The following is a 23,403-nucleotide window of genomic DNA, read 5'->3' on the forward strand; positions in this document are numbered from 1 at the left end:
CCTGACGGCCTACGACTCGGCTTCGGTATTGGTGATTAGGATCGTCCGCCGCAGTTCGACACTGAGCCTCTGACGCAGGCTTTCCGGCGCGGTCTCCCCGCCGCACTTGCGGTTCACCAGATTCTTGACCTTCTCCTCGATCCCGTATGCCTCGAGGCACGCACCGCACTCGTCTAGATGCCACTTGAGTCGGGCCCTCGTCGTCTCATCACACTCGCCATCCAGCATCAACCACACGTCCGCGATGACGGCGGAGCAGTCGAGTTGCTGGGATTCGTCCTGCTCGCTCATTGGGAAACCTCCTGCTCCGAACTCGTTATCGCAGGTACGTCTGCCCCGTCACGATTGAATCCGCGTTCACGGGCGACGTCGGCAAGAAGTCCCCGCAACTGCTTGCGCCCACGGTGCAATCGCGACATCACGGTCCCGATCGGGGTCCCCATGATGCTGGCTATTTCCTTGTAGGGGAATCCCTCGACGTCGGCGTAGTAGACCGCCATCCTGAACTCCTCCGGCAGCGCCTGCAGAGCCTGCTTGATGTCGTCGTCGGGCAACGCATCCAGGGCCTCGACCTCGGCGGACCGCAGACCACGGGCCGAGTGTTCCGCCGTCGCCGCCAACTGCCAGTCGGTGATCTCGTCGGTAGGGTATTGCGCGGGCTGACGTTGCTTCTTACGGTACGAGTTGATGTACGTGTTCGTGAGAATCCGGTACAGCCACGCCTTGAGGTTCGTGCCCTCGCGGAAGGAACGAAACGCCGTGTATGCCTTCACGTACGTTTCCTGAACGAGATCCTCGGCGTCCGCCGGATTCCGAGTCATCCGCAGCGCAGCACCGTACAGCTGATCGATAAGCGGCAGCGCATCCCTTTCGAAACGCGCGATCAACTGGTCCTGCGGCTCGGCTCGATCCGCCGTTGGACGGTCATGTTCCTGCACCCTGATCCCTTCGGTCGCCGTGGGCGTCAAGATTACCGCCAACTGGAGACGCGATGTGGGCTCCGCTACCGAAGACATCACGATACCGGCCACTCCTTCCGCTGAAAGTTACTCGTCTGCACCTACAACACGGCTCCCCTCTCCTATGTTCCCGATTGCGTGCTGTGTTCCCGATTGAGTGACAGAGTGTCCTTCCATGGCCGGAACCGCCACACCCGCGACGAAGATGCTGGACGCCCACAACGTCACTCACCGCGTGCACAGCTACCAGCACGACCCGCGCGCCGAGTCGTTCGGTTCAGAGGCCGTCGACGCGCTGGGTAAGACGCTCGGCGTCACCGCTCATCAGGTGTTCAAGACACTGCTGATCAAGCTGGACTCGGGCGCGCTCGCGGTTGCGGTTCTTCCGGTGCCGGCAAAATTGTCTTTGAAGTCTGCTGCCGCAGCACTCGGCGCAAGGAAAGCGGCGATGGCCGATCCGAGGGAGGCGGAACGCTCCACCGGGTACGTCTCCGGCGGCATCTCCCCGCTCGGACAACGCAAGACACTTCCGACAGTGATCGACGCTTCAGCGCTGGACTGGGACCAAGTGCTGTGCAGCGCGGGTCGGCGCGGACTCGAAATTGAACTCGCCCCTGCTGACCTCGTGCGACTCAGCGGCGCCGCCACCGCCGCGATCACAGCAGGCTGATCTGCTCTCCCACCTGCGACTCGCCCCAACCTTCGGACCCTGGGTCGAGCAGGTGCGGTCCGTTATTCCTCACCGAGTTCACAAGCGTGGACACCCTCCGCACCGTGATGCGGGCGACTTCGTCCGGTGACACCGCAAGCAGATCCGTGGACACCGGGTGCTCGGGGTCGAGCCACGCGGCCCACCGACTCTGGGGCATCACGAGCGGCATCCGGTCGTGAACCTCCTCCAAATGGGGTGCGGAATCGACCGTGATGATGCTGCAACTCAGGACTGGAGGCGACTCCTCGACCGAGCGATCGTGCCAGACCGACCACAGGCCTGCCATGTACATCCGAGATCCGTCTTCAGTCGACATGTAATACGGGATCTTTCTCACCTTGCTCGACTTCTTCGTCCCCGCGCCGGCCCCGTCGGGGGCCATCTCGGTCTGCCACTCGTACCATCCGTCCATCGGGACGAGGCACCGTTTGTGCTGGAACGCGTTCCGGAACGCGGGCTTGATGTCCACCGAGTCGGCCCGCGCATTGAACAGCACCGGCCCTTTGCCGATTTCCTTGGTCCATGGCGGAACGAGACCCCACCGCATCCGACGGATACGCCTGGCACCGTGTCGATCGACGACCGTCAGCACCGCCGTAGTGGGCACGACGTTGAAATCGGGCGGACTCGGCTCCTCGCCTGCCTCGTTGATCGCGCCGAGGCCTGCCTCGTTGATCGCACCGAGGTCAGCCGCTAGCGTTGCCGGGTTCGCAGTGGTCGCATACCTGCCGCACATGCTCACCAGGGTGGCACGAACCGCCGACAGTTCGCCCGACACGCCGCCCACCCCTGCGCCGCGCCGGCCCGATAGGCGAAGATGGAAGCCGTGAGACCGAGCCTGTGGAACGCCCCCCGTGCCGAGTCGCCCGTCCTCGCGACGGTCGCCCTCCCCGGATCCAAGTCCATCACCAATCGTGCGCTGATCCTGGCCGCACTCGGGGACGGTCCATCAACCCTCACCGGGGCACTCCGCAGTCGCGACACCGACCTGATGATCGACGCCCTACGCGCGCTCGGCACGACCGTCGACGCCGCCGCGGACGGTACGACACTGCGAGTTACCCCGGGTTCGCTCCGGGGCGGCGTGGTCGACTGTGGTCTGGCCGGAACCGTCATGCGCTTCCTGCCCCCCGTTTCCGCACTCGCCGACGGCGCCGTCCGATTCGACGGTGACGAGCAGGCGCGAACCCGACCCCTCGGGACGATCTTGAACGCCCTGCGCAGGCTCGGGGCAGATATCGACGGCGACGCGCTCCCCTTCACCGTTCGCGGAGCCGGGTCGTTGAGGGGTGGGAGCGTCACGATCGACGCGTCCGGGTCCTCCCAGTTCGTCTCGGGCCTGCTGCTGTCCGCGGCCTCGTTCGATGAGGGCGTCACCGTCCATCACGAGGGCGAACCCGTCCCGTCCATGCCGCACATCGACATGACCGTCGAGATGCTGCGCCAGGCCGGTATCGAGGTGTCCACTCCCGCGACGGGCGGTGGCGCCGACACCTGGCATGTCCGTCCGGGCGTCATCCGTGCCGTCGACTGGGTGATCGAACCCGACCTGTCCAACGCCACCGCATTCCTCGCGGCAGCCGCCGTGACCGGCGGTGAGGTGACCGTGCCGCTGTGGCCGGCCAGAACGACCCAACCCGGCGACGCGATCCGCGAAATCCTGCTCACGATGGGCGCGGAGGTACGGCTCGAGGGGTCGAACCTGACCGTCCGCGGACCAAGGAAGCTGACGGGACTCGACATCGACCTCCACGACGTGGGTGAACTCACGCCCACCGTCGCCGCGCTCGCCTCACTCGCGGATGGTCCGTCGCACCTGCGCGGCATCGCACATCTACGCGGGCACGAGACCGACCGGCTCGCCGCCCTCGCTCACGAGATCAACGCCCTCGGTGGGAATGCCGCCGAGACCGCGGACGGGCTCACAATCCTCCCCGCAGAACTACACGGCGGGACGTGGCGCTCCTACGCCGACCACCGGATGGCCACGGCGGGCGCCATCATCGGCCTGACTGTCGACGGCATCGAGATCGAGGACATCGGAACTACTGCCAAGACTTTGCCTGGTTTTGAGACCCTATGGGCCACAATGCTGTTCGAAACACCGAAAACGGAAAGGAAGGCGAGCTCCTGAGCCGCCGGCAGTACGACGAGTCCGACGTCCGAGTGCGACCGGGCCGAGGAACCCGCCCACGCACCAAAACTAGACCCGAACATCTGAACGCCGAGTCGGCGATGGTCGTGTCGGTCGACCGCGGACGGTGGGGTTGCGTACTCGCCGGCGACCCGGACCGGCTGATCGTGACGATGCGGGCGCGCGAACTTGGCCGCACTCCCATCGTGGTGGGCGACGAGGTCAGCGTCGTCGGTGATCTGTCCGGCAAGCCCGACACCCTGGCCCGGATCGTGCGAGTGGCCGAACGCGCCACTGTCCTGCGACGCACCGCCGACGACACCGACCCGTACGAACGGATCGTCGTGGCCAACGCGCAACAGTTGCTGATCGTGGTGGCGCTCGCTGACCCGCCGCCGCGGACCGGATTCGTGGAGCGCGCCCTCGTCGCCGCCTACGTGGGCGGGTTGAGCCCCATCGTGTGCCTGACGAAAAGCGACCTCGAGTCGCCGGAGGAGTTCGCGAGCGCGTTCGCCGATCTCGACGTCCCCGTCGTCGTGGCCGGCCGCGACGATCCGGTCGACGAGGTGGTGTCGATGCTGTCGGGTCAGCTCACCGCGTTGATCGGCCATTCGGGTGTGGGCAAGTCGACACTGGTCAACCGACTAGTGCCCGACGCCGATCGGGCAGTCGGGGTGGTCTCGGGCGTCGGCAAGGGACGTCACACATCTACCCAATCCGTCGCCTTGCCGCTTCCGACTGGCGGCTGGGTGATCGACACTCCCGGAATACGCTCGTTCGGGCTCGCCCACATCTCGCCCGAGAACGTGGTTGCCGCATTCTCCGATCTCGCCGCCACGATCGAGGATTGCCCGAGAGGGTGTACCCACCTCGGCCCACCCGCCGATCCCGAGTGCGCACTCGACCGACTCGAAGGTAAGTCCGCCAGACGTGTCAGCGCCGTCCGTCACCTCCTCACGGCCATCGCTTCGAACGAAGCCTGGTGAGTGACGGACGGCGCCTTTGACGCGCCGGCTGATGACAACGATTTACCCCCAGCCCGAACAGTGGAAGGCGCGCTCGCCAAGGCGGTAGCGAAGCCTTCTAGCGAGAAAGCAGCGCTCGCAGTCCTCGACGCTTGCGGGTCCGCTTGATCGCGGTTCGCAACCCCTGACGATGTCCGGTCACGGGATCAAAAGTCGCCGTGGTGTTTCCGCCGAACTTGCGCTCGGATGCCGTCTCGGGAGCGTCGTCCGTAGTCGCCTTCAGATACTTGTTCGGCAGCGACAGCTTGGCGATGGTGCGCCATGACTTCGCGTATTGCACGAGGAACGGCCCGGTCGTGTACGGCAGGTCGTACTTGTCGCACAGTTCCCGCACCCGAACGGCGATCTCGGCGTAGCGGTTGCTCGGCAGGTCCGGGAACAGGTGATGCTCGATCTGGTAGCTCAGGTTGCCGGACATGAAGTCCATGACCTTGCCGCCTTCGATGTTGGCACTGCCGAGCATCTGGCGCAGGTACCACTGTGCCGGAGACTCCCGGTCGATGTCCGCCTTGGTGAATTTTTCCGCACCGTCCGGAAAGTGCCCGCAGAAGATGATCGCGTTGGTCCACACGTTGCGGATCACGTTCGCTGTGAGGTTCGCTGTGAGCGTGCTCTTCCAGGCCGGGCCGGTGATCGCGGGGTGGACCACATAGTCCTTGAGGATCTGCTTGCCGACCTTTTCGCCGACCTCGCGAAGTTTGCGCCGCGTCTGCTCCTTCGGCACTCGCCCCTGGGCTACCTTGCCGAGTTCGAGGTGCTGCACCGCAACTCCGTATTCGAACATCACAGCCAGCAGCGTGTTGAAGACCAGGTTGCCCGCATTGAACGGCTCCCAGCGCTGGTCGCGCGTCACCCGGAGCAGTCCATACCCGACATCGTCGTCCATGCCGAGGACGTTCGTGTACTTGTGGTGCAAGTAGTTGTGCGTCTGTTTCCAGTGCGCGGACGGGTCGGTGTTGTCCCACTCCCAGGACGTGGAGTGGATTTCCGGATCATTCATCCAGTCCCACTGGCCGTGCATCACGTTGTGACCGAGTTCCATGTTCTCGATGATCTTCGAGACACCCAATATTCCAGCGCCGAGTAGCCAGGCGGGACGCCGGCGACTGGCGAAGAGCACGGCACGGCCGCCGATCTCGAGTCCACGTTGAAGCCGGATGGTGTTGCGAATGTAGCGCGCGTCGCGTTCCCCGCGCGCCTCCTCGATGTCGCGTCGGATCGCATCCAACTCGCGTCCGAGCGCCTCGACATCGGCATCGGCGAGATGCGCGTATTCCTTGACATCGGCAATCGCCATGGGGCCTCCTCCTTGCTGGGTCGATAAGTTCACACCAGACTGGCACTGGAAACCTACCGGATCGTAGGTTACGGTACCGTAGGTTACCGGAACTCCGCTGTGAGGGACATCACCGTCGACGACGGGCAATATTGGCTTCTGCGCGGGAACGCAGTGCCGACAGCAGCCCTCGACGCTGCCCGGTAACGGGGTCGGTGCGCAACGTCTCGACCATGGCCGCACCCGCGTCGCGGAACTTGCGCTCCGACGACGTCTCGGGGGCGTCGTCGGCAGTTGCCCGCAGAAACCTATCTGGCAGAGCGAGTTTGTGGATTGTGCGCAACACCAGCAGATACTGCTTGGCAAGCGAACCGGTTGTGTACGGAAGGTCGTACTTCTCGCACAGCGCCCGCACCTTCACCGCGATCTCCGGATACCGATTACTCGGCAGATCAGGGAACAGGTGATGTTCGATCTGGTAGCTCAGGTTGCCGGACATGAAACCCATGATCTTGCCTGAATCGAAATTGGCGCTACCGAGCATCTGCCGGAGATACCACTCGTGGCGGGTCTCGTTCTCGTATTCCTCAACAGTGAACTTCTCGGCGCCGTCCGGAAAGTGGCCACAGAAGATCACCACGTACGCCCACAGGTTTCGGACGAAATTCGCGCTCGCATTCGCCGACAACGTCGACTTCCACGCCGGACCGGTCAACGCCGGGAACAGCACAAAATCCTTGCCGACCTGACGGAAGATCTTGCGGGCGAAATCCTTGTTGGCCTGGGAATTGAGTTGACGACGCTCCGTGCCCTCGAGTTCGGAGGCGGCGGTGAGGTCGTGGAGGGCGATGCCCCACTCGAAGGTGGCCGCGAGGATGACGTTCGCGACAGGCTGCAGCAGATTGATCGGCCGCCACGGCTCGTCACGGGTCATTCTGAGGATGCCGAATCCGACGTCCTCGTCCATGCCGACAATATTCGTGAACGTGTGGTGTGAGTAGTTGTGGGCTCGCTTCCAGTGCTCTGACGGCCCCGTCTGATCCCACTCCCACGACATCGAGTGGATCTCCGGATCGTTCATCCAGTCCCACTGGCCGTGCATCACATTGTGGCCGAGTTCCATGTTCTCGACGATCTTCGAGACGGAGAGCATCGCGGTACCCACCAGCCACGCCGGGCGGTACCTGCTTCCGAACAACACGAGCCTGCCACCGAGCTCCAAGAGTCGTTGAATCCTGATCGTCCGGCGGATGTAGCGGGCGTCGCGAACTCCGCGCGAGTCCTCTACCTCGAGCCGGATCGCATCGAGCTCACGCCCGAGCGATTCGATGTCCGCTTCGGTGAGATGCGCGAACTCTTTGATGTCGGTGATTGCCACCGTTCTCCTCCGTCTGTAAGAGTCCGAGAATAGCGGAGCGAGGTGAACACCACACTCGCTCTCATGCGTCTAGCGTGCAGTCCCCTGCCGCCGCCGAGATACACGTCTGCACGCGGTCACCTTCGGCATGCTGCTTGCCTGACCTCAGGTCGATGGCGTGACCGGAGAGAATCGGCACCACACACGTCTGGCAGATACCCATCCGACAGCCGAATGGCATGAGTGCCCCGACGTTCTCACCGGCCTCGAGCAGCGTGGTGGCACCGTCGACCGAGACGGTCTTGTCAGCCTTGGCGAACGTCACTGTTCCCCCTTCGCCGGACGTGTCGGCCCGGGAGACGGCGAACCGCTCGAGGTGGAGCTTGTCCTCGATCCCCTCGTCGCGCCACAACGTCTCGATCTCGTCGAGCATCGGCAGCGGACCGCAGGCCCACGTCTGCCGTTCACGCCAGTCCGGGCAAATCTCGTCGAGGGCGGACAAGGCGAACTTGCCACCGCTGCGAGTGAGCTGAATCTTGCAGCGGAAGTCGTCGTGCTCGTCGTGAAGTTGGGCGAGTTCGTCGGCGAACATCACGTCGCCGACGGTGGGCGCCGAGTGCACGTGGAAGACATCGGCAAGCTGACCGCGCCGGTTCATCGTGCGCAGCATCGCCATCACGGGAGTAATGCCGCTTCCCGCGGTAAGGAACAGTATCCGCTCCGGCGGTGGGTCGGGCAGCGCAAAGTTGCCGGTCGGCGTAGCGAGTCGGACGATCGTTCCCGAGGGCACGCCGTTGACGAGGTGACTCGACAGGAATCCCTCAGGCATCGCCTTGACCGCGATGGAGATGAGCTTGTCGTCCCAGTTCGGGGGCGAAGTGAGGGAGTACGAACGCCAGTGCCAGCGCCCGTCGACGTGCAGTCCGATGCCGATGTACTGGCCCGGCTCGTATCCGAAGTCGAATCCCCAACCGGGCTTGATCACGATCGTGGCCGAATCCGCCGTCTCCGCACGGACCTCCACGATCTGGCCACGCAATTCTCGCGCCGACCACAACGGGTTGGCCAGGTGCAGGTAGTCGTCGGGGAGTAGCGGCGTCGTGAGCCGCGCAGCCGCGCCGCGCAACCAATTGAGCTTGGACCTAGTGGCGGGCACGACCGCAGCTGCGGGCGCCTCGATCCAGTTCTTCAGACCCATCCGACCTCCACCTGTCTCGTCACGACCTACGCTACCGTAAGCCAAATTACCTACGGTAGCGTAGGTTACCAATGGGTACGAAGTCGCGCCGGTCACAGCAGTTCGAGCAGGAACGGAAGTTCCTGAGTCGCATACCACGCCAAGACATGGTCTTCAGCGTCTCCGAGAACGAACTCGGCATCCGGATCACCCAGGTCCGCCTCGTCGATGACCGATACAGCACGTTCGATGTCACGTTCCGCCTCCGCGAGATCTACGTGCACCGCTGCGACCTGCCCGATTGCGACAGGACCCGGCAACCGGACCACGGCGTCGTCGAGGTCCGCACGCGGGGTCACCACGTCCACGTCGACCGCGACCACGGCACGCCGGAAGCGAACACAATCCGCACCGCTCTCTGCCACCCGACCTGCAATCAGTCGCAGCGATGCCCGCGCAGCCTCGGCCATCGCGACCTCGGCCAGTTCCTCGTCGTCGCCGGACGAGTACGACTCACGCAGAGTGGCGGTGACGGCGAATGCAGTCCTACTCATCGGGTCGAACTCCTGATCGGCCACCAACCGCTGGAGGATCTCGATCGTCGCGGGAACATACACCCTCGTCATACGTCACTCGTCAATCGCACCGCGGACTGCTCACCGACTGGCATCCAACAACTCCTCGAGAGATTCGTGCAGCAGTGCCGCCACCACGTCCACGTCGGCCATGGCGTCACGGTCCGCATTCAAACCGTAGTAGACGTCGCCGTCATAGGATGTCAGCGCAATGCTCAAAGTCTGGTTCTTCAGCAATGGCGACACCGGATACATCTCCAGCATTCTCGCTCCGCCGACGTACAGCGGCATCTGAGGACCCGGCGCGTTGGTGATCGTCAGGTTGAACATCCGCTGCGAGAAACTGCTTGCCACGCGGGCACCCATGGCGTGCAGGGTGGCGGGCGCGAACCCCGACAAACGCACCAGCGTCTTCGCGGTGACACGAGGGCTCTGCATCGCCTGCGCCTCCGTGGCATGGGCGAGGTGTGAGAGTCGTATCACCGCATTCGGTTCCCCGACCGGCAGGTCGATGAGGAACGAGGACACCATGCTCCGCGAATCCCCCCATTCCCCACGACCGGACGCCTCGTCGTCTTCGCGCTCGGATTCCGTCGCATAAACCGACATCGGCACCAATGCGCGCACGGCAGTCGACTCGGTCACCGGCTCGCCCCGCGACAGCAACCAGTTTCGCATTGCCCCGGAGATCACCGCGAGGATGACGTCGTTGACCTCGCACCCGTAATTGGCGCGGATCTTCCGGTAGTCCCCCACTTCGGTTTTGGCAACGGCGAAACGGCGACTGCGGGAAATAGCTGCGTTGAGCGGGGTCACGGGTGCCACCTGTGCGGCGGCGTGCACCACGGCGGCAACCCTGCCCACCGCTCCCATAACCCCGCCGAGCGCGGCGGCCATTCCGCCCAGCGTCATCCGCAGGGCCGTCACCCCTTCGCTGGGACGCGACACCATCTCTGCCAGTGCGCCGGCGATCAACGTCGATTCGCTGGGCGCGCGAGCAGGCATCCACAGTTCCTCGACCATCGGAGGGCGGGTCTGTGCCGAGTCCAGGATCACCTGAGTGATCTCGAGCGCCGTCTCCCCGTCGACCAGAGACGCATGGGACTTGGTAAAGATGGCGAAGCGATCGTTCGACAGACCCTCCACGAGGTACATCTCCCATAGCGGGCGACTCACGTCGAGCGCCCGCGACGTGAGTCGCGCGACGAGATCATGCAACTGCGCGTCTGAACCCGGCTTCGGCAGAGCCGACCTCCGGATGTGGTACTCGATGTCGAAGTCTCGATCGTCCACCCACACTGGACGTGACAGCCCCAGCGCCACCTCTCGCACCTTCTGCCGATAACGCGGCACGAGCCTGAGCCGTTCCTCGACGAGGCACAACAACTCCTCGTAGGACAATCCGTTCGACGGCTTCCGGAAGACCGCGAGCGACCCCACGTGCATCGGAGTGCTGCTCGCCTCGAGAAAATAGAACGACGCGTCCTGCGTTGACAGTCTCGTCACCATGTCGAGCCCCACCCCCTTTGCAGCCCGTCTCGACACACGTCGAGAAGTATCGCTGTCTCGTCCTCACCTGGACCTGTCGGTACCCCACCAAAGTCCGATGTCAATCCCAACACGCATCCACCCTAGGTTCCGCTGCCCAGTTCGGCTACACGACAGCGGAATCCATGCGATCATGACCGCTACGACGGCCATCTCATGCCGAAACCGGGGGGTAAGAAATGAGTGAATTCTACACGTTCCTGTCACGAGTGCCGCGCTTCGAACCGGCAGCCCAGGTGGTATCAGCACCACCGCTGCCTGCGCCCCGCTCCGCGTCTTCCGCTGGACGGCACACGCCCGCGCGGGGCCGGCCCCGTTCCTCGCCCCACTCGGGGGCTTCACCCCGATCGGCGCAGACGGCCCAACCGGTTACTCGACCCACTCCGGACGTCCAACGTTTCACGGAGCACGCGTTCCGACTCCTCCTCGAAGTGCTGGACAGGCGCCGGAACGTGCGGCAGTTGCGGCCACTCCTGGCGCCGTCGCTCGTCGACGTCGTACGCACGCACGCGTCGGCCGACTCGCCGGCCAGGCGGCTCGGCGTCGCGACGCTCGTCAGGGTCCACCTGCGCGCCGTCGAACCCCGAGCCGTCGAACCCGGAGCCGTCGAGGCCTTCGGTACCTACAGCAGGGGTCCGCGGATCTTCGTGATCGCAGCCTGTGTCGAACGAGTGTCCGACACAGGCTGGACTATCACCTCACTGGTGATCGGCTGATCGGTTCGCCACAACTCAGCTCTTGCGCTTAGGTCGTGGGGCCTTTTTGCCCTTCGACTGCGACCTTGCGGTCTCACGACGCTGGCGACGGGTTCCGGCGTCTTCGGAGTCGTCCGCACCACGGCGGCTGAGTTGGGCATTGCCGTCCTCGGCTGGACCGGAATACGTCAGTCCGCGCGTGTCAGCGTCAGCCAGTCCCTTGGCACGGAGAGCGGACGGAGCCGCTGAGCCCTTGGCCCGCTGGGCAGCCTCCTGGGTGGGCAAAGGACGCGGGGCGGCTGGACTGGATGCCGCGGTCGCCGCTGCGGACGACGCCGTGACGCTGATGCCCGGAGCCGTTTCCTGCGGGGCTGCGGCCTCGACCTGAAGATTGAACAGGAATCCGACCGACTCCTCTTTCAACCCCTCGAGCATTCCGCCGAACATGTCGAAACCCTCGCGCTGGTATTCCACGAGCGGATCGCGCTGTGCCATCGCCCTGAGACCGATGCCCTCTTTGAGGTAGTCCATCTCGTAGAGGTGCTCCCGCCACTTGCGGTCGAGAACGCTCAGCAGCACACGGCGCTCCAACTCGCGCATCGAGCCCTCGCCGGCGGCACCGTCGATCTCAGCTTCCCGGCGCGCGTACGCCTCGTGCGCATCCTTCAGAAGGATCGCTCGCAACTCGGCGCCCGAGATGTCCTTCGTCTCGCCGTCGGCTTCGTCGCCGACGAATTCCTTGTAATCCAATCGGATCGGGTACAGCGTCTTGAGCGCGGTCCACAGCTGTTCGAGGTCCCAGTCCTCGACATAGCCCTCGGCGGTCGCGCCATCGACGTAAGCCGTGACCACATCGGTGATCATCTCCTCGACTTGACCCTCCATGTCCTTGCCTTCAAGGATCTGGCGGCGCTCGTCATAAATCACCGTGCGCTGAAGGTTCATCACCTCGTCGTACTTGAGGACGTTCTTGCGGATCTCGAAGTTTTGCTGCTCAACCTGTGTCTGAGCGCTCTTGATGGCCTTCGAGACCATCTTCGCCTCGATGGGAACGTCGTCGGGCAGATTGAGTCGCGTCATGATCGACTCGAGGGCTGCACCGTTGAACCGTCGCATCAGTTCGTCACCGAGCGAAAGATAGAACCGCGACTCACCCGGGTCGCCCTGGCGACCGGAACGACCGCGCAACTGGTTGTCGATGCGTCGCGACTCGTGCCGCTCAGTGCCGAGGACGTACAGCCCACCCGCTTCGCGGACCTTGTCCGCATCGGCTTTCACCTCGGCTTTGACCTGATCGAGAACCTCGTCCCACGCGGCCTCATACTCCTCGGGGGTGCGGACGGGGTCGAGACCGCGCTTACGCAGCGCGATATCGGCGATGATATCGGGATTACCGCCGAGCACGACGTCGGTTCCACGGCCGGCCATGTTGGTCGCGACAGTAACCGCGCCAGACCTGCCCGCCTCGGCGATGATCGTGGCTTCCTGCTCATGGAACTTCGCGTTCAGCACGTTGTGCGCCACACTCCGCTTGGTGAACTGCTTCGACAGGTACTCCGACCGCTCGACGCTGGTCGTGCCGATCAGGACCGGCTGGCCGTTTCCATGCCGCTCCACGACGTCGTCGACCACCGCGTCGAACTTGGCTTCCTCGGTCTTGTAGATCAGGTCACCGTTGTCGACACGGACCATCGGGCGGTTGGTCGGGATCTGGATGACACCGAGGTTGTAGATCTGGTGAAGCTCGGCGGCCTCGGTCTCGGCCGTACCCGTCATTCCCGACAGTTTGTCGTAGAGGCGGAAGTAGTTCTGCAACGTGATCGTCGCGAGCGTCTGGTTCTCGGCCTTGATTTCAACCTTTTCCTTGGCCTCGATCGCTTGGTGCATGCCCTCGTTGTACCGGCGACCGACGAGGATACGACCGGTGAACTCGTCGACAATAATCACCTCGCCATCGCGGACGATATAATCCTTGTCCTTGTTGTAGAGCTCCTTGACCTTGATGGCGTTGTTCAAGTAGCTCACGAGCGGCGAGTTCGTCGCCTCGTACAGGTTGTCGATTCCGAGTTGGTCCTCGACCAACTCGACGCCGGCCTCATGCACACCGACGGTGCGCTTGCGGATGTCGACCTCGTAGTGCAAGTCCCGCTTCAGGAGCGGCGCGATGCGAGCGAACTCCGCGTACCACTTACTCGATGCGTCGGCGGGGCCGGAGATGATGAGAGGTGTCCGCGCCTCGTCGATCAAGATGGAGTCGACCTCGTCGACCACGGCGAAGTTGTGACCGCGCTGGACGAGATCGTCCAGGGAGTGCGTCATGTTGTCGCGCAAGTAGTCGAACCCGAACTCGTTGTTCGTCCCGTAGGTGATGTCGGCCGCATATGCCGCGCGGCGCTCGGCGGGCGACATCCCTGACAGGATCACGCTGGTTTCGAGTCCGAGGAAGCGGTGAACGCGCCCCATCCACTCGGAGTCGCGTCTGGCGAGGTAGTCGTTGACCGTGACCACATGCACGCCGTCACCGGAAATGGCGTTGAGGTAGGCGGGCAACACGCAGGTCAGGGTCTTTCCCTCACCCGTCTTCATTTCGGCGATGTTGCCGAAGTGGAGGGCCGCTCCGCCCATTATCTGCACGTGGAAGTGCCGCTGGTCGAGGACCCGCCAAGAGGCCTCCCGGGCGACTGCGAAGGCCTCGGGCAGCAACTCGTCGAGTGATTCACCGTCGCGGTACCGGGCACGGAACTCCTCGGTCTTTGCGCGGAGCTGCTCGTCCGACAGGTCCTCGACCTCGGACGACTTCGAGGAAACGTGGTCGGCGATATGCTTGAGTCGCTTGACCATGCGACCCTCACCAACACGGAGCAGCTTCGATAGCGATAGCGACGGCACAGTCTTGTTCGTCCTCAATCTTCGGCAGTGGATGGATGGGTGGCACACAAATCCGGCCGGAGGTCGAAGAACCCCGGCCGGATCCATGGTAGGCGCTCTCACTATCGAGGGAGTAGACCGACCGTTCAGATCGTCAAGCGATATGTGAGAACATCACGCCAGACGGATGATTCCATAGTCGAACGCGTGTCGCCGATAGACGACCGAGGGCTTGTCCGACTCCTTGTCGTGGAACAAAAAGAAATCGTGCCCGACCAACTCCATCTCGTACAGTGCGTCGTCGACTGTCATCGGCGTGGCGTTGTGCTCCTTGGTGCGCACAACCTGACCTGGCGTGTGTTCGTCCTGCTCCTGGCCATCCAGGGAGATGTCGGGGCTGATTCCGAGGCTGTCGTCCTCGGCCAGTGCGGCGGTAGCCTCGGCCACCGACACCGGCGTCTTTTCTCCGTAGTGGATCTTCTTCCGGTCCTTGGTGCGGCGGAGCCTGCTCTCGAGCTTGGCGGTAACCGATTCGAATGCTGCATAGAAACTATCGGCGGACGCCTCAGCTCGGGCTACCGGCCCCTTGCCGCGGGCAGTGATTTCGACACGCTGACAGCTTTTCATCTGGCGTCGATTACGTTCGTGCTGAAGTTCCACGTCGAAGTGGTAGATGGAAGGGTCGAAGCGCTCGAGGCGCGACAGCTTCTCTGAGACGTACACGCGGAAATGGTCGGGTACCTCGACGTTGCGTCCTTTGACGACAATCTCAGAGTGAGCAGTATCCGTCTTCTCCGGTAAATCCGTCATGCTGTCGTCGATGAAAACCGAGGCTTGCGAAGGGGTCGTCACTCGTACCTCCCGATTACGGCCCCGCCCTACGTTGGGCGTGGCGAAGTTGAGCAATGCCAGGTGGGGACCCGCCCGGCACCAGGTTCGAAGTATCACCTCCTACCTGTCTTCTCGGGTGTGCTCGCGACGCTAGTCCGTAACTTGCGCCCGTGCCACTATTCAACAGCAATTCATCCCACGCCCGCTATGACAACCGCCGCACTCACTCGAATCCCCGACTCCGACAGCACCCTGATCGACTCAGTCGCGGTCGCTCTGGTAGTCGACACATCGTCGAGTAGTACCACCGACACACTTTGCAGCTCAGCCGATTCCGATAGTAGACACCGGGAGAAGTGTTCCCCCCTGCCTGTGAGCCGGATGCCCCCGTCGAGGTTTGCTCGACGTTGATCGGCTGACAGCCCGACCGAATCGTGCACCCCTCGTCTCATCGTGAGTGCGGGACACACCCGCCTCGGTCCGACGGCCTCGACAGCGATGCGCGTGACAGGATCGCCGCCGCGTATACGGGCAGTCCTGGCCCGGGTCGGAGCAGGGACGAGAACTACCGACGACTGTTCGGACGCGTCGAGTTCACCCCAATGATGGAGGCGCACGAGAGCGCCGGCGACCGCAGATCCGAGCGGCCCGGCGAGATCGCGACGCCCCCGTTCCTTCGCCGCTATGACAGCCCGCCGACGCGGTCCCGAATAGTGGCCGAGGGCCCACACCGGGACGCCTGGATCCATCCGCGGACACAGCAGCACGGGATCGTCGGCCAACTCCGCGGCGCAGCGGGCGCACCACCGAGTGCCAGGCACCGCGCAGCCACCGCATTCCACCGGCAGGATCAGATCCAACAGGGTCCGCAAACCGGGCAGGGAGCGCATGCGCGCAGTATCCGCGCCCACACCGACACCAATCAGCCCGGCTGGATCGGGATGGCCTTCACACCCGCCAGTCCGGGCACCTCCCGCCAGTATCGGTCACCCGCCGGATCGTTATTGTTCAATTGGAAGACGGCCCGCGCGTCCGCGACGAACTCGGTGGTCGTGGACGCGTCCACGGCCACAACTGGTGTCGTGAGGTTGCGGCTCGGCAGCGCGTCCACGCGCGAACCGTCGACCGCCACCTGCACCACCGGTATCTCGGAGGCCGCGCGCGCAACCACGATCGTGTCGCTGGTACTCCAGTCGAGAGCGATAGCCGGGCTGCCGAGCCCGATGGCCACCGCATGGGGATTGGTGAGAGCATACTCACCATTCGGCATCTGCGTCACGATGGCGAGGTAGACCTTGCCATCGACGATCAGCGCAGCACGCACACCGTCGCGGGATAGCCGCAACTCCGTGATCGTGGCGCCCAACGCTGTGACGGCACCCGCGTCGACGTCGGCTACCGACGTCCGCCCAGTGCCGGGGTCGCGCAGCACGCGAATAACCTTGTCGCCGTTGACTACGGCCCAGATCGACGAACTCTCGGGCGCCCACGTCGGTCGCGTGATGGCACCGCCCTCCAGCACCACCGCCGCATCTTCCCCGTAGGTGCCGACCATCAGCGCGCTCGTAGGTTCCGGAGCAGCCAAGCCAGTATCCGCGACCGCAGCGATCAGCTTTCCGTCCTGGGACAATGCGACCGAACGCATGTTTCTGGTGGAACCGAAGTAACCCGGCACGGGGATTACGCCTGCCTCATTGACGCTCACCATGGATCCGTCGCGCAAGGCGTGCAGTCCGACGGCCGCACTCGACGTCGCGAACGGGTTCATGGATGCGACATCGGCGGTGGTCCAGCCGTTGGGATATCGGTCGTCCAATAGCTGACCGTCCGCGAGCAAGACATACGGTCCGGAGATCCCCGCGTTGGCAAGTGTCCAGATCACCTGGGCCGCAAACAACTGCTTCGCCCGTTCCTCCATGAACCCCAGTCCGGCGAAGTCGATCCGAATTCCACCGAGATTCAAACCCACATGCGCGGTACGCCCGTCCGCCTTCGTGATCTGACCGACGACCGAGACGTCGCCACCGAGTTCGTTGCGTACCGCCGGAGCCAAGGCACCCTTCGGTCCTTCGATCAACAGGTCGACGAGCTGAGATGCCATCTGATCCTGCGGTCCCCACACCCAGCGCGGGTCCGGGACGACCATCTTCCCTGCCGGGTCGAGGAAGTACAGCGATTTACGCTGGTAGGAGTTCAGGAACTGTGCCCGGTCGAGGATCACACCCGCGGGCAACTCGGAGATCCGCCACTCTCCGTCATGCTGCGAGAGGCTGATCGTTGCCTCGAAGCTTCCGTCCACCGCGACATAGAGTCCTCCACTCTCGAGCTGACCCACTTTGTTGGCCCGGATGGTATACGTCGCGTCGTCGGCAGACCGCGCCTCCGAGAGTACATCGACCTTGTCGACGATGGTAACGCTCGCGGCGTCGTCCCATCTCTCGGATACCGCGGGGGCGAGGAATTGGCGGGCCGCAAAGTGCTGGTTCGACGGATCGGTACTGGCCTTGAAGAAATCACGCAGCAGGTGGTCCGGTTCACGCCCGGGTGCCGGGGCCGCAACATCGGATCCGGGCGGATCGGTGTTGACCGTCCCGATCGCCTGCGGTGTCGAGGAATCCGGCAGGCTCGCGCATCCACTCACTCCCACGAGCACGGCAATGACGACCGCGGCGAAGGCCGAACGCGCGGCGGTGATGGAGTTCCCGCGGGGCGTCATCTGTCCTGCTCCGGTAACTGCGAGCGGTCGCGGTCGCCGACATGCGCCCGCTCACGCATCTCGGGGCCCGCCCGGGACTCGTCGTCCACCCCCACCGCCGAACCGTCGTCGGCCGCGGGCAACGCAGGCTCTTCCCGAATCGGCTGCTCTCGAACGTCCTCCCCGGTTCCCGGTTTCAGGGGCAACGGGCTCGACACGACCTTGCGTCCCCGAACCAACGGCAACGTCAAGCGGAAGCAGGCACCCCGGCCGGGCTCGCCCCACGCCTCGAGCCTGCCGTCGTGGAGGTTAGCGTCCTCCACACTGATCGCCAGTCCCAGGCCGGTGCCGCCCGAGCGCCGCACGCGGGACGGATCGGACCGCCAAAACCTGTTGAACACCAACTTTTCCTCGCCTGGTCGTAGGCCCACACCCTGGTCACGCACGATGAACGCGACCGCGCTGTCGTCGGCGCGCAGGCGCAGCAACACTGGTTTGCCCTCTCCGTGGTCGATCGCGTTGGCCAGGAGGTTGCGCAGAATCCGTTCCACCCGCCTCGGGTCGACCTCGGCCGTCACCGCCTCATCCGGCAGGTCGATGATCAATTCGGTGGCGCTCTCTCGCGCGAGATGACGCACGGTCGAGACCGCCGCGCGCACACAAATCCGCACGTCGAGTTGCTCTGCGGCGAGTTCCGCGACGCCGGCGTCATGCCTGCTGATCTCGAGGAGGTCCGCCAGTAGACCCTCGAAGCGGTCGAGTTCGGCAACAAGTAACTCCGACGATCGACGGAGCACTGGGTCGAGGTCGTGGCTGCCGTCGTAAATCAGGTCCGCCGCCATTCGCACCGTGGTCAGCGGTGTACGCAGTTCGTGACTCACATCAGAGGTGAAGCGCTTCTGGAGATTGCCGAACTCCTCCAATTGGGTGATCTGTTTGGACAGACTCTCCGCCATTTCGTTGAACGACATCGCCAGTCGCGCCATGTCGTCCTCGCCGCGCACCGGCATTCGTTCCTTCAGCCTGCCGTCGGCGAAGCGCACGGCGATCCGCGAGGCCGACCGAATCGGCAGGACCACCTGCCGGGCGACGAGAAGCGCGATCGCCGCGAGCAGCACGGCGAGCACCGCACCACCCACCATAAGCGTCCCGCGAACCAGCGACAGGCTGCGACCCTCGCTCGCCAACGGGAACACGAGATACAGCTCGAGCGTCGAGACGGCGGACGCCGTGGGGCTTCCTACGATCAGTGCCGGACCCGAATAGCCGTAAGGGTCGTTCACCGTAGCGAACTGGTAGCTCACCTGGCCTGCCGCGACGAAGTCGCGCAGCGATTCCGGGATCTGATCCGCCGGACCACTCGACGCCAATGGGCGAGTCCCGGCTGCCGGCACGATCAGCGCGGGATCGAAAGCGCCCGCCGAATCCGACGCCTGTCCGGAGTCCGGTCCCCTGTTGGTCAGAGCGGCGCTGGCAGCGTCAAGTTGCGTGGTGAGAGAACTGCTACCGTCCGCACCGGCCAACTCTCCCTCGACAGTGCTACGCGCGCGGTCCATTTCCTCGATCGCCGCATTGATCTTCGTTTCGAGCAAACGGTCGGTGATCTGGCTTGTCAGTACGACGCCGAGTATGACGATGACGATGAGCGACAGGGTCAACGTCGAGACGACGACCCTCAACTGCAGCGAACGACGCCAGGTGTGCGCGAGGGCATTGCTCAGTGAGTGACCCCACCGCAGGACCGGTGAAACGCGTCGATTGACACGACGCCGCCAGCGGGAAACACCTGTCACGGCGGTCCGGCCTTATAGCCGACCCCCCTGACCGTCAACACCACTTCGGGGTTCTCGGGATCAGTCTCGACTTTGGCGCGCAGGCGCTGCACGTGCACATTGACGAGCCGGGTGTCGGCTGCGTGTCGGTAACCCCACACCTGCTCGAGCAGCACCTCGCGGGTGAACACCTGTCGCGGCTTGCGCGCCAGAGCCACCAGGAGATCGAACTCGAGGGGAGTGAGTGAAATCAGTTCTTCGCCCCGGCTCACCTTGTGCGCGGGGACATCGATCACGAGATCGGCGATGCTGAGCAACTCGGCGGGCTCGTCCTCGGTCCGGCGCAGCCGGGCCCGGACCCGCGCCACCAACTCCTTGGGCTTGAACGGCTTCATGATGTAGTCGTCTGCGCCGGACTCCAATCCGAGGACCACGTCGACGGTGTCCGTCTTCGCCGTCAGCATCACGATCGGAACACCGGAATCGGCCCGCAGTACGCGGCACACATCGATGCCGTTCATGCCAGGCAGCATCAGGTCGAGCAACACCAAATCCGGGCGTGTCTCCCGGACCGCGCTGAGCGCCTGAGTCCCGTCCCCAACCACATACGGATCGAAACCTTCGCCGCGGAGCACGATCGTGAGCATCTCCGCGAGTGCGGTGTCGTCGTCGACAACCAGAATCCTTGGCTTCATGTCCCTATCGTTGCATCTTCGGAGCCTGTAACAGCCCGTTCGCCGTCACGGCGTGCCGTGTTCTTTCTTCAAGAATGTCAGGTTTTCGGCGAGCGTGTCCGGATCGGTGTCCGGCGTGAGCACCCACCAGGGGGAAATCCAGTCCTCCGCGGCCAGGTCCCGGTACACCTCTCCGGTTCGTTTCTGCAGTCCGCGGTCCCGCTCGTAGGCGTCGATCGTCCTGCTCGCGTCCGCTGATTCCCGTCCCCGGGCACGTTCCTGCGCGAGAGCCACCGGAACGTCCAGATACAACTGCAGATCGGGACGGGGAAGCCCGAACCGCTCGAATTCGAGGTCCGTCACCCATCCCACGAACTCGTCGTCGCCACGCTGATGCAACCGTGCTGCACCGTAGGCGGCGTTGGACGCCACATAGCGGTCGAGGAGGACCAGGTCGTGTCCGGCGAGCAAGTCCGATAACTCGCCGACCGCGCCGGACCGGTCCAAGGCAAACAGCATCGCCATCGCGTGCACTGAGTTCGCGAGATCTCCGTGCGCGCCCTTCAGCGCCTCGGACGCCACGTCCGCGTGCACGGAACGGCCGTAGCGCGGAAAGTCCAGGGTCCCGACCCTCAGCCCCCCATCGGTAAGGTATTTCACCACTGCGCCGACGAGTGTCCGCTTGCCCGCGCCGTCCAGGCCTTCGAGCGCAATAAGTGTCCCCACGAGGTAGCACTGTATCCCCAGACCAAACCGATCCCCCGACCAACCCGATCCCCCGACCTCCCGGCGCGCGCCTTGACACCGGCAACACTCCGCTCAGGTCGGGGGACACTCGGGATATATGGCGGCTCTCAGTACCGGTAGTGCTCGGGCTTGAACGGGCCTTCGACGTCGACGCCGATGTATTCCGCCTGTTCCTTGGTGAGCTTGGTGAGCGTGCCTCCGAGCGCCTCGACGTGAATCTTCGCGACCTTCTCATCCAGATGTTTCGGGAGGCGATACACCTCGTTGTCGTAGTCCTCGGGCTTGGTCCACAACTCGATCTGTGCGATGACCTGGTTGGAGAAGCTGTTACTCATTACGAACGAGGGGTGGCCGGTGGCGTTGCCGAGGTTCAGCAGGCGCCCCTCGGACAGCACGATGATCGAGTGGCCGTCCGCGAACCGGAACTCGTCGACCTGCGGCTTGATGTTCACGCGGGTAACGCCGCCGGAACGCTCGAGCCCCGCCATGTCGATCTCGTTGTCGAAATGGCCGATGTTGCCCAGGATCGCCTGGTGCTTCATCTGCTTCATGTGCTCGAAGGTGATGATGTCCTTGTTACCTGTGGACGTGATGACGATGTCGGCCCAGCCGATGGCCTGTTCGACCGTCTTCACCTCGAAGCCGTCCATCAGTGCCTGCAGAGCGTTGATGGGGTCGACCTCGGTGACCGCGACGCGGGCACCCTGGCCCCGGAGTGCCTCGGCGCAACCCTTGCCGACGTCGCCGTAGCCGCAGACGAGAGCGGCCTTGCCGCCGATCAGCACGTCGGTGCCGCGGTTGATCCCGTCGAGGAGTGAGTGTCGGGTTCCGTACTTGTTGTCGAACTTGCTCTTGGTCACCGAGTCGTTGACGTTGATCGCCGGGAACACGAGATCGCCGGCGGCTGCGACCTGATACAGACGCAGGACACCGGTGGTGGTCTCCTCAGTGACACCCTGGATCGACTTCGCGATCGTGGCCCATTTGGTCTTGTCCACTTCGAGGGACTGGCGCAGCAGGGCCAGGAACACCTTGTGCTCGTCCGAATCCTGCTCGTCGTCGGTGGACGGCACGACACCGGCCCTCTCGAACTGGGCACCCTTGAGGACGAGCATCGTGGCGTCGCCGCCGTCGTCGAGGATCATGTTCGCAGGCTTGTCGCCGTCCGGCCAGGTGAGCATCTGCTCGGCAGCCCACCAGTACTCCTCGAGGGTTTCGCCCTTCCACGCGAAGACCGGGACACCCCGAGGTTCCTCGGGCGTGCCGTGCCGGCCTACGACGATCGCCGCGGCCGCGTGATCCTGCGTGGAGAAAATGTTGCAGGAGGCCCAGCGGACCTCGGCGCCCAGCGCCGTGAGCGTCTCGATGAGCACGGCCGTCTGGATGGTCATGTGAAGCGAACCGGAAATGCGTGCCCCCGCGAGCGGTAGCACCTCTGAGTACTCGCGACGAAGTGCCATCAGTCCCGGCATCTCATGCTCGGCGAGCCGGATTTCCTTGCGGCCGAACTCGGCGAGCGAAAGGTCCGCCACCTTGAAATCGATCCCGTTGCGGCTCTCTGCCACGGGCGTATTTGAACCTGAGGTCGTCATCTGCCTCTCCTGGTTGACTGCTGTTTCGATCAAGGCTATCCGTAACGCGATCGGGGGTGACACTCCCACGACGCTCCACCACCCGGCAGTGACCCTTGTGGTCGGCAGTTGTGATCGACAGTCACCCTTGATCGGCGCCGTTGACCGCCTCGTCCACGAAAGGCCCCAGCAGGGCGCCGAGATCCTCGGCGACGTTGACCTCGGACCCCGGCGGCACAGAGATGTAGCTCATGGCCAAACGCACGATCGCCCGGCTGAGTATTCCCGCATCCGACGCGTTCGCCCGTACCCAGCCATTGACGAACATCTCGGAAAGTCTCGCGGACGCCCGTTCGATGATCGGCGCGCTCTCGGTCGTGATGAGTCGCAGGAGGTCAGGCTTCGCCTCACCCCGCAGCAGCGACTGAACCAGAGGATCGGAAAGACTCGCGGCGAAGAACGTCGTGAACCCTGCCGCCAAGGCGGCACGGCCATCCCCGACGTTCGCGACCATCGCCTCGCCGACGGAATCGACGAGTTCGTCGGCCAACCGGAGGGCGTACGCTTCCGCGAGGCCCTGCCGCGACTTGAACTCGTTGTAGAGAGTCTGCCTACTCACCCCCGCGCCTGCCGCGACGTCGGACATCGTGATATCTGACCAGTCTTTCTCGACCAGGAGATCCCGCATCGCGTCGAGTACCGACCGACGCAGCAGCAGCCGCGCGGCCTCCTGATAGGGCACCCTGACACGCGGCGAAGTCATGGCGAAGATACTAGCGTCCACCGC

General features: G+C 64.1%; 21 protein-coding genes. 4 read left to right on the plus strand and 17 right to left on the minus strand.

Features of this window, described 5'->3' with window-relative positions:
- Positions 1-9 precede the first annotated feature (9 nt).
- Both rsrA and RM2_RS05920 read right to left on the minus strand, forming a co-directional pair.
- Complete coding sequence (gene rsrA / locus RM2_RS05915; protein WP_072687917.1) at positions 10-291, minus strand: mycothiol system anti-sigma-R factor; 282 nt, start codon at positions 289-291, stop codon at positions 10-12.
- On the minus strand, positions 288-1,016 hold the full coding sequence (locus tag RM2_RS05920; protein ID WP_072687966.1) for a sigma-70 family RNA polymerase sigma factor: 729 nt from the start codon (positions 1,014-1,016) through the stop codon (positions 288-290). The genes rsrA and RM2_RS05920 overlap by 4 nt, the downstream gene beginning before the upstream one ends.
- Positions 1,017-1,134: 118 nt before the next feature.
- On the opposite strand from RM2_RS05920, the gene ybaK reads away from it, so the two are divergent.
- Positions 1,135-1,629 (plus strand): Cys-tRNA(Pro) deacylase, encoded by a 495-nt coding sequence (ybaK, locus tag RM2_RS05925; RefSeq protein ID WP_072687918.1) that lies wholly within the window; start codon positions 1,135-1,137, stop codon positions 1,627-1,629.
- Here the strand turns inward: ybaK and RM2_RS05930 are convergent.
- On the minus strand, positions 1,616-2,407 hold the full coding sequence (locus RM2_RS05930) for an SOS response-associated peptidase (RefSeq protein WP_072687967.1): 792 nt from the start codon (positions 2,405-2,407) through the stop codon (positions 1,616-1,618). The two genes, ybaK and RM2_RS05930, sit on opposite strands and share 14 nt — an antisense overlap.
- An 81-nt stretch (positions 2,408-2,488) precedes the next feature.
- On the opposite strand from RM2_RS05930, the gene aroA reads away from it, so the two are divergent.
- Both aroA and rsgA read left to right on the plus strand, forming a co-directional pair.
- Positions 2,489-3,805: a 3-phosphoshikimate 1-carboxyvinyltransferase gene (aroA, locus tag RM2_RS05935; protein WP_072687919.1), complete on the plus strand. Its 1,317-nt coding sequence runs from the start codon at positions 2,489-2,491 to the stop codon at positions 3,803-3,805.
- Positions 3,751-4,791, plus strand: coding sequence for a ribosome small subunit-dependent GTPase A (gene rsgA, locus RM2_RS05940; protein ID WP_072687920.1), 1,041 nt, complete (start codon positions 3,751-3,753; stop codon positions 4,789-4,791). The genes aroA and rsgA overlap by 55 nt, the downstream gene beginning before the upstream one ends.
- A 97-nt stretch (positions 4,792-4,888) precedes the next feature.
- Here rsgA and RM2_RS05945 read toward each other — a convergent pair whose 3' ends face one another.
- The 5 genes from RM2_RS05945 to RM2_RS05965 all read right to left on the minus strand — a co-directional run bounded on the left by RM2_RS05945 (position 4,889) and on the right by RM2_RS05965 (position 10,724).
- Complete coding sequence (locus RM2_RS05945) at positions 4,889-6,127, minus strand: fatty acid desaturase family protein (RefSeq protein WP_072687921.1); 1,239 nt, start codon at positions 6,125-6,127, stop codon at positions 4,889-4,891.
- A 109-nt stretch (positions 6,128-6,236) separates the two neighbouring features.
- Positions 6,237-7,484, minus strand: coding sequence for a fatty acid desaturase family protein (locus RM2_RS05950; protein ID WP_072687922.1), 1,248 nt, complete (start codon positions 7,482-7,484; stop codon positions 6,237-6,239).
- Positions 7,485-7,545: 61 nt separating this feature from the next.
- Positions 7,546-8,661: a ferredoxin reductase gene (locus RM2_RS05955; RefSeq protein ID WP_072687923.1), complete on the minus strand. Its 1,116-nt coding sequence runs from the start codon at positions 8,659-8,661 to the stop codon at positions 7,546-7,548.
- A gap of 92 nt (positions 8,662-8,753) precedes the next feature.
- Entirely contained in the window at positions 8,754-9,266 is a 513-nt protein-coding gene (locus RM2_RS05960; protein WP_072687924.1) for a DUF6912 family protein, read from the minus strand.
- A 30-nt stretch (positions 9,267-9,296) separates the two neighbouring features.
- Positions 9,297-10,724, minus strand: a complete 1,428-nt coding sequence (locus RM2_RS05965; protein ID WP_072687968.1) for a WS/DGAT/MGAT family O-acyltransferase — start codon at positions 10,722-10,724, stop codon at positions 9,297-9,299.
- Between the two features lie 218 nt (positions 10,725-10,942).
- On the opposite strand from RM2_RS05965, the gene RM2_RS05970 reads away from it, so the two are divergent.
- On the plus strand, positions 10,943-11,479 hold the full coding sequence (locus RM2_RS05970) for an Rv3235 family protein (RefSeq protein WP_072687925.1): 537 nt from the start codon (positions 10,943-10,945) through the stop codon (positions 11,477-11,479).
- Between the two features lie 15 nt (positions 11,480-11,494).
- Here the strand turns inward: RM2_RS05970 and secA are convergent, their stop codons facing one another.
- The 9 genes from secA to RM2_RS06015 all read right to left on the minus strand — a co-directional run bounded on the left by secA (position 11,495) and on the right by RM2_RS06015 (position 23,379).
- Complete coding sequence (gene secA, locus RM2_RS05975; protein WP_072687926.1) at positions 11,495-14,347, minus strand: preprotein translocase subunit SecA; 2,853 nt, start codon at positions 14,345-14,347, stop codon at positions 11,495-11,497.
- A gap of 153 nt (positions 14,348-14,500) precedes the next feature.
- Positions 14,501-15,178: a ribosome hibernation-promoting factor, HPF/YfiA family gene (gene hpf / locus RM2_RS05980; protein ID WP_072687927.1), complete on the minus strand. Its 678-nt coding sequence runs from the start codon at positions 15,176-15,178 to the stop codon at positions 14,501-14,503.
- A gap of 170 nt (positions 15,179-15,348) precedes the next feature.
- Positions 15,349-16,047, minus strand: coding sequence for a ComF family protein (locus RM2_RS05985; protein ID WP_072687928.1), 699 nt, complete (start codon positions 16,045-16,047; stop codon positions 15,349-15,351).
- Between the two features lie 32 nt (positions 16,048-16,079).
- Positions 16,080-17,873: an MtrAB system accessory lipoprotein LpqB gene (gene lpqB / locus RM2_RS05990; protein ID WP_072687929.1), complete on the minus strand. Its 1,794-nt coding sequence runs from the start codon at positions 17,871-17,873 to the stop codon at positions 16,080-16,082.
- Complete coding sequence (gene mtrB, locus RM2_RS05995) at positions 17,870-19,645, minus strand: MtrAB system histidine kinase MtrB (protein WP_072687930.1); 1,776 nt, start codon at positions 19,643-19,645, stop codon at positions 17,870-17,872. The genes lpqB and mtrB overlap by 4 nt, the downstream gene beginning before the upstream one ends.
- Positions 19,642-20,319: an MtrAB system response regulator MtrA gene (gene mtrA, locus RM2_RS06000; RefSeq protein ID WP_072687931.1), complete on the minus strand. Its 678-nt coding sequence runs from the start codon at positions 20,317-20,319 to the stop codon at positions 19,642-19,644. Before mtrA ends, mtrB begins: the two co-directional genes overlap by 4 nt.
- Positions 20,320-20,364: 45 nt before the next feature.
- On the minus strand, positions 20,365-21,024 hold the full coding sequence (locus tag RM2_RS06005) for a dTMP kinase (protein WP_072687932.1): 660 nt from the start codon (positions 21,022-21,024) through the stop codon (positions 20,365-20,367).
- A gap of 128 nt (positions 21,025-21,152) precedes the next feature.
- The gene (ahcY, locus tag RM2_RS06010) at positions 21,153-22,637 is read right to left on the minus strand and encodes an adenosylhomocysteinase (RefSeq protein WP_072687933.1); all 1,485 of its coding nucleotides are present in this window, start codon (positions 22,635-22,637) and stop codon (positions 21,153-21,155) included.
- Between the two features lie 121 nt (positions 22,638-22,758).
- Positions 22,759-23,379 (minus strand): TetR/AcrR family transcriptional regulator, encoded by a 621-nt coding sequence (locus RM2_RS06015; RefSeq protein WP_072687934.1) that lies wholly within the window; start codon positions 23,377-23,379, stop codon positions 22,759-22,761.
- Positions 23,380-23,403: the final 24 nt, after the last annotated feature.

The sequence above is a fragment of the Rhodococcus marinonascens NBRC 14363 genome (genome assembly GCF_001894885.1).
Classification (GTDB): domain Bacteria; phylum Actinomycetota; class Actinomycetes; order Mycobacteriales; family Mycobacteriaceae; genus Rhodococcus_F; species Rhodococcus_F marinonascens.

Excerpts from the sequence above, each read along its gene's own strand:
- ybaK (WP_072687918.1), top strand. The coding sequence starts at position 1,135 with ATGGCCGGAACCGCCACACCCGCGACGAAGATGCTGGACGCCCACAAC.
- rsgA (WP_072687920.1), top strand. The coding sequence starts at position 3,751 with ATGGGCCACAATGCTGTTCGAAACACCGAAAACGGAAAGGAAGGCGAG.
- RM2_RS05955 (WP_072687923.1), bottom strand. The coding sequence starts at position 8,661 with ATGGGTCTGAAGAACTGGATCGAGGCGCCCGCAGCTGCGGTCGTGCCC.
- RM2_RS05965 (WP_072687968.1), bottom strand. The coding sequence starts at position 10,724 with ATGGTGACGAGACTGTCAACGCAGGACGCGTCGTTCTATTTTCTCGAG.
- lpqB (WP_072687929.1), bottom strand. The coding sequence starts at position 17,873 with ATGACGCCCCGCGGGAACTCCATCACCGCCGCGCGTTCGGCCTTCGCC.
- RM2_RS05970 (WP_072687925.1), top strand. The coding sequence starts at position 10,943 with ATGAGTGAATTCTACACGTTCCTGTCACGAGTGCCGCGCTTCGAACCG.
- aroA (WP_072687919.1), top strand. The coding sequence starts at position 2,489 with ATGGAAGCCGTGAGACCGAGCCTGTGGAACGCCCCCCGTGCCGAGTCG.
- RM2_RS05945 (WP_072687921.1), bottom strand. The coding sequence starts at position 6,127 with ATGGCGATTGCCGATGTCAAGGAATACGCGCATCTCGCCGATGCCGAT.
- ahcY (WP_072687933.1), bottom strand. The coding sequence starts at position 22,637 with ATGACGACCTCAGGTTCAAATACGCCCGTGGCAGAGAGCCGCAACGGG.
- RM2_RS05920 (WP_072687966.1), bottom strand. The coding sequence starts at position 1,016 with ATGTCTTCGGTAGCGGAGCCCACATCGCGTCTCCAGTTGGCGGTAATC.
- RM2_RS05985 (WP_072687928.1), bottom strand. The coding sequence starts at position 16,047 with ATGCGCTCCCTGCCCGGTTTGCGGACCCTGTTGGATCTGATCCTGCCG.
- RM2_RS05960 (WP_072687924.1), bottom strand. The coding sequence starts at position 9,266 with ATGACGAGGGTGTATGTTCCCGCGACGATCGAGATCCTCCAGCGGTTG.
- RM2_RS06015 (WP_072687934.1), bottom strand. The coding sequence starts at position 23,379 with ATGACTTCGCCGCGTGTCAGGGTGCCCTATCAGGAGGCCGCGCGGCTG.
- rsrA (WP_072687917.1), bottom strand. The coding sequence starts at position 291 with ATGAGCGAGCAGGACGAATCCCAGCAACTCGACTGCTCCGCCGTCATC.
- mtrA (WP_072687931.1), bottom strand. The coding sequence starts at position 20,319 with ATGAAGCCAAGGATTCTGGTTGTCGACGACGACACCGCACTCGCGGAG.
- RM2_RS05930 (WP_072687967.1), bottom strand. The coding sequence starts at position 2,407 with ATGTGCGGCAGGTATGCGACCACTGCGAACCCGGCAACGCTAGCGGCT.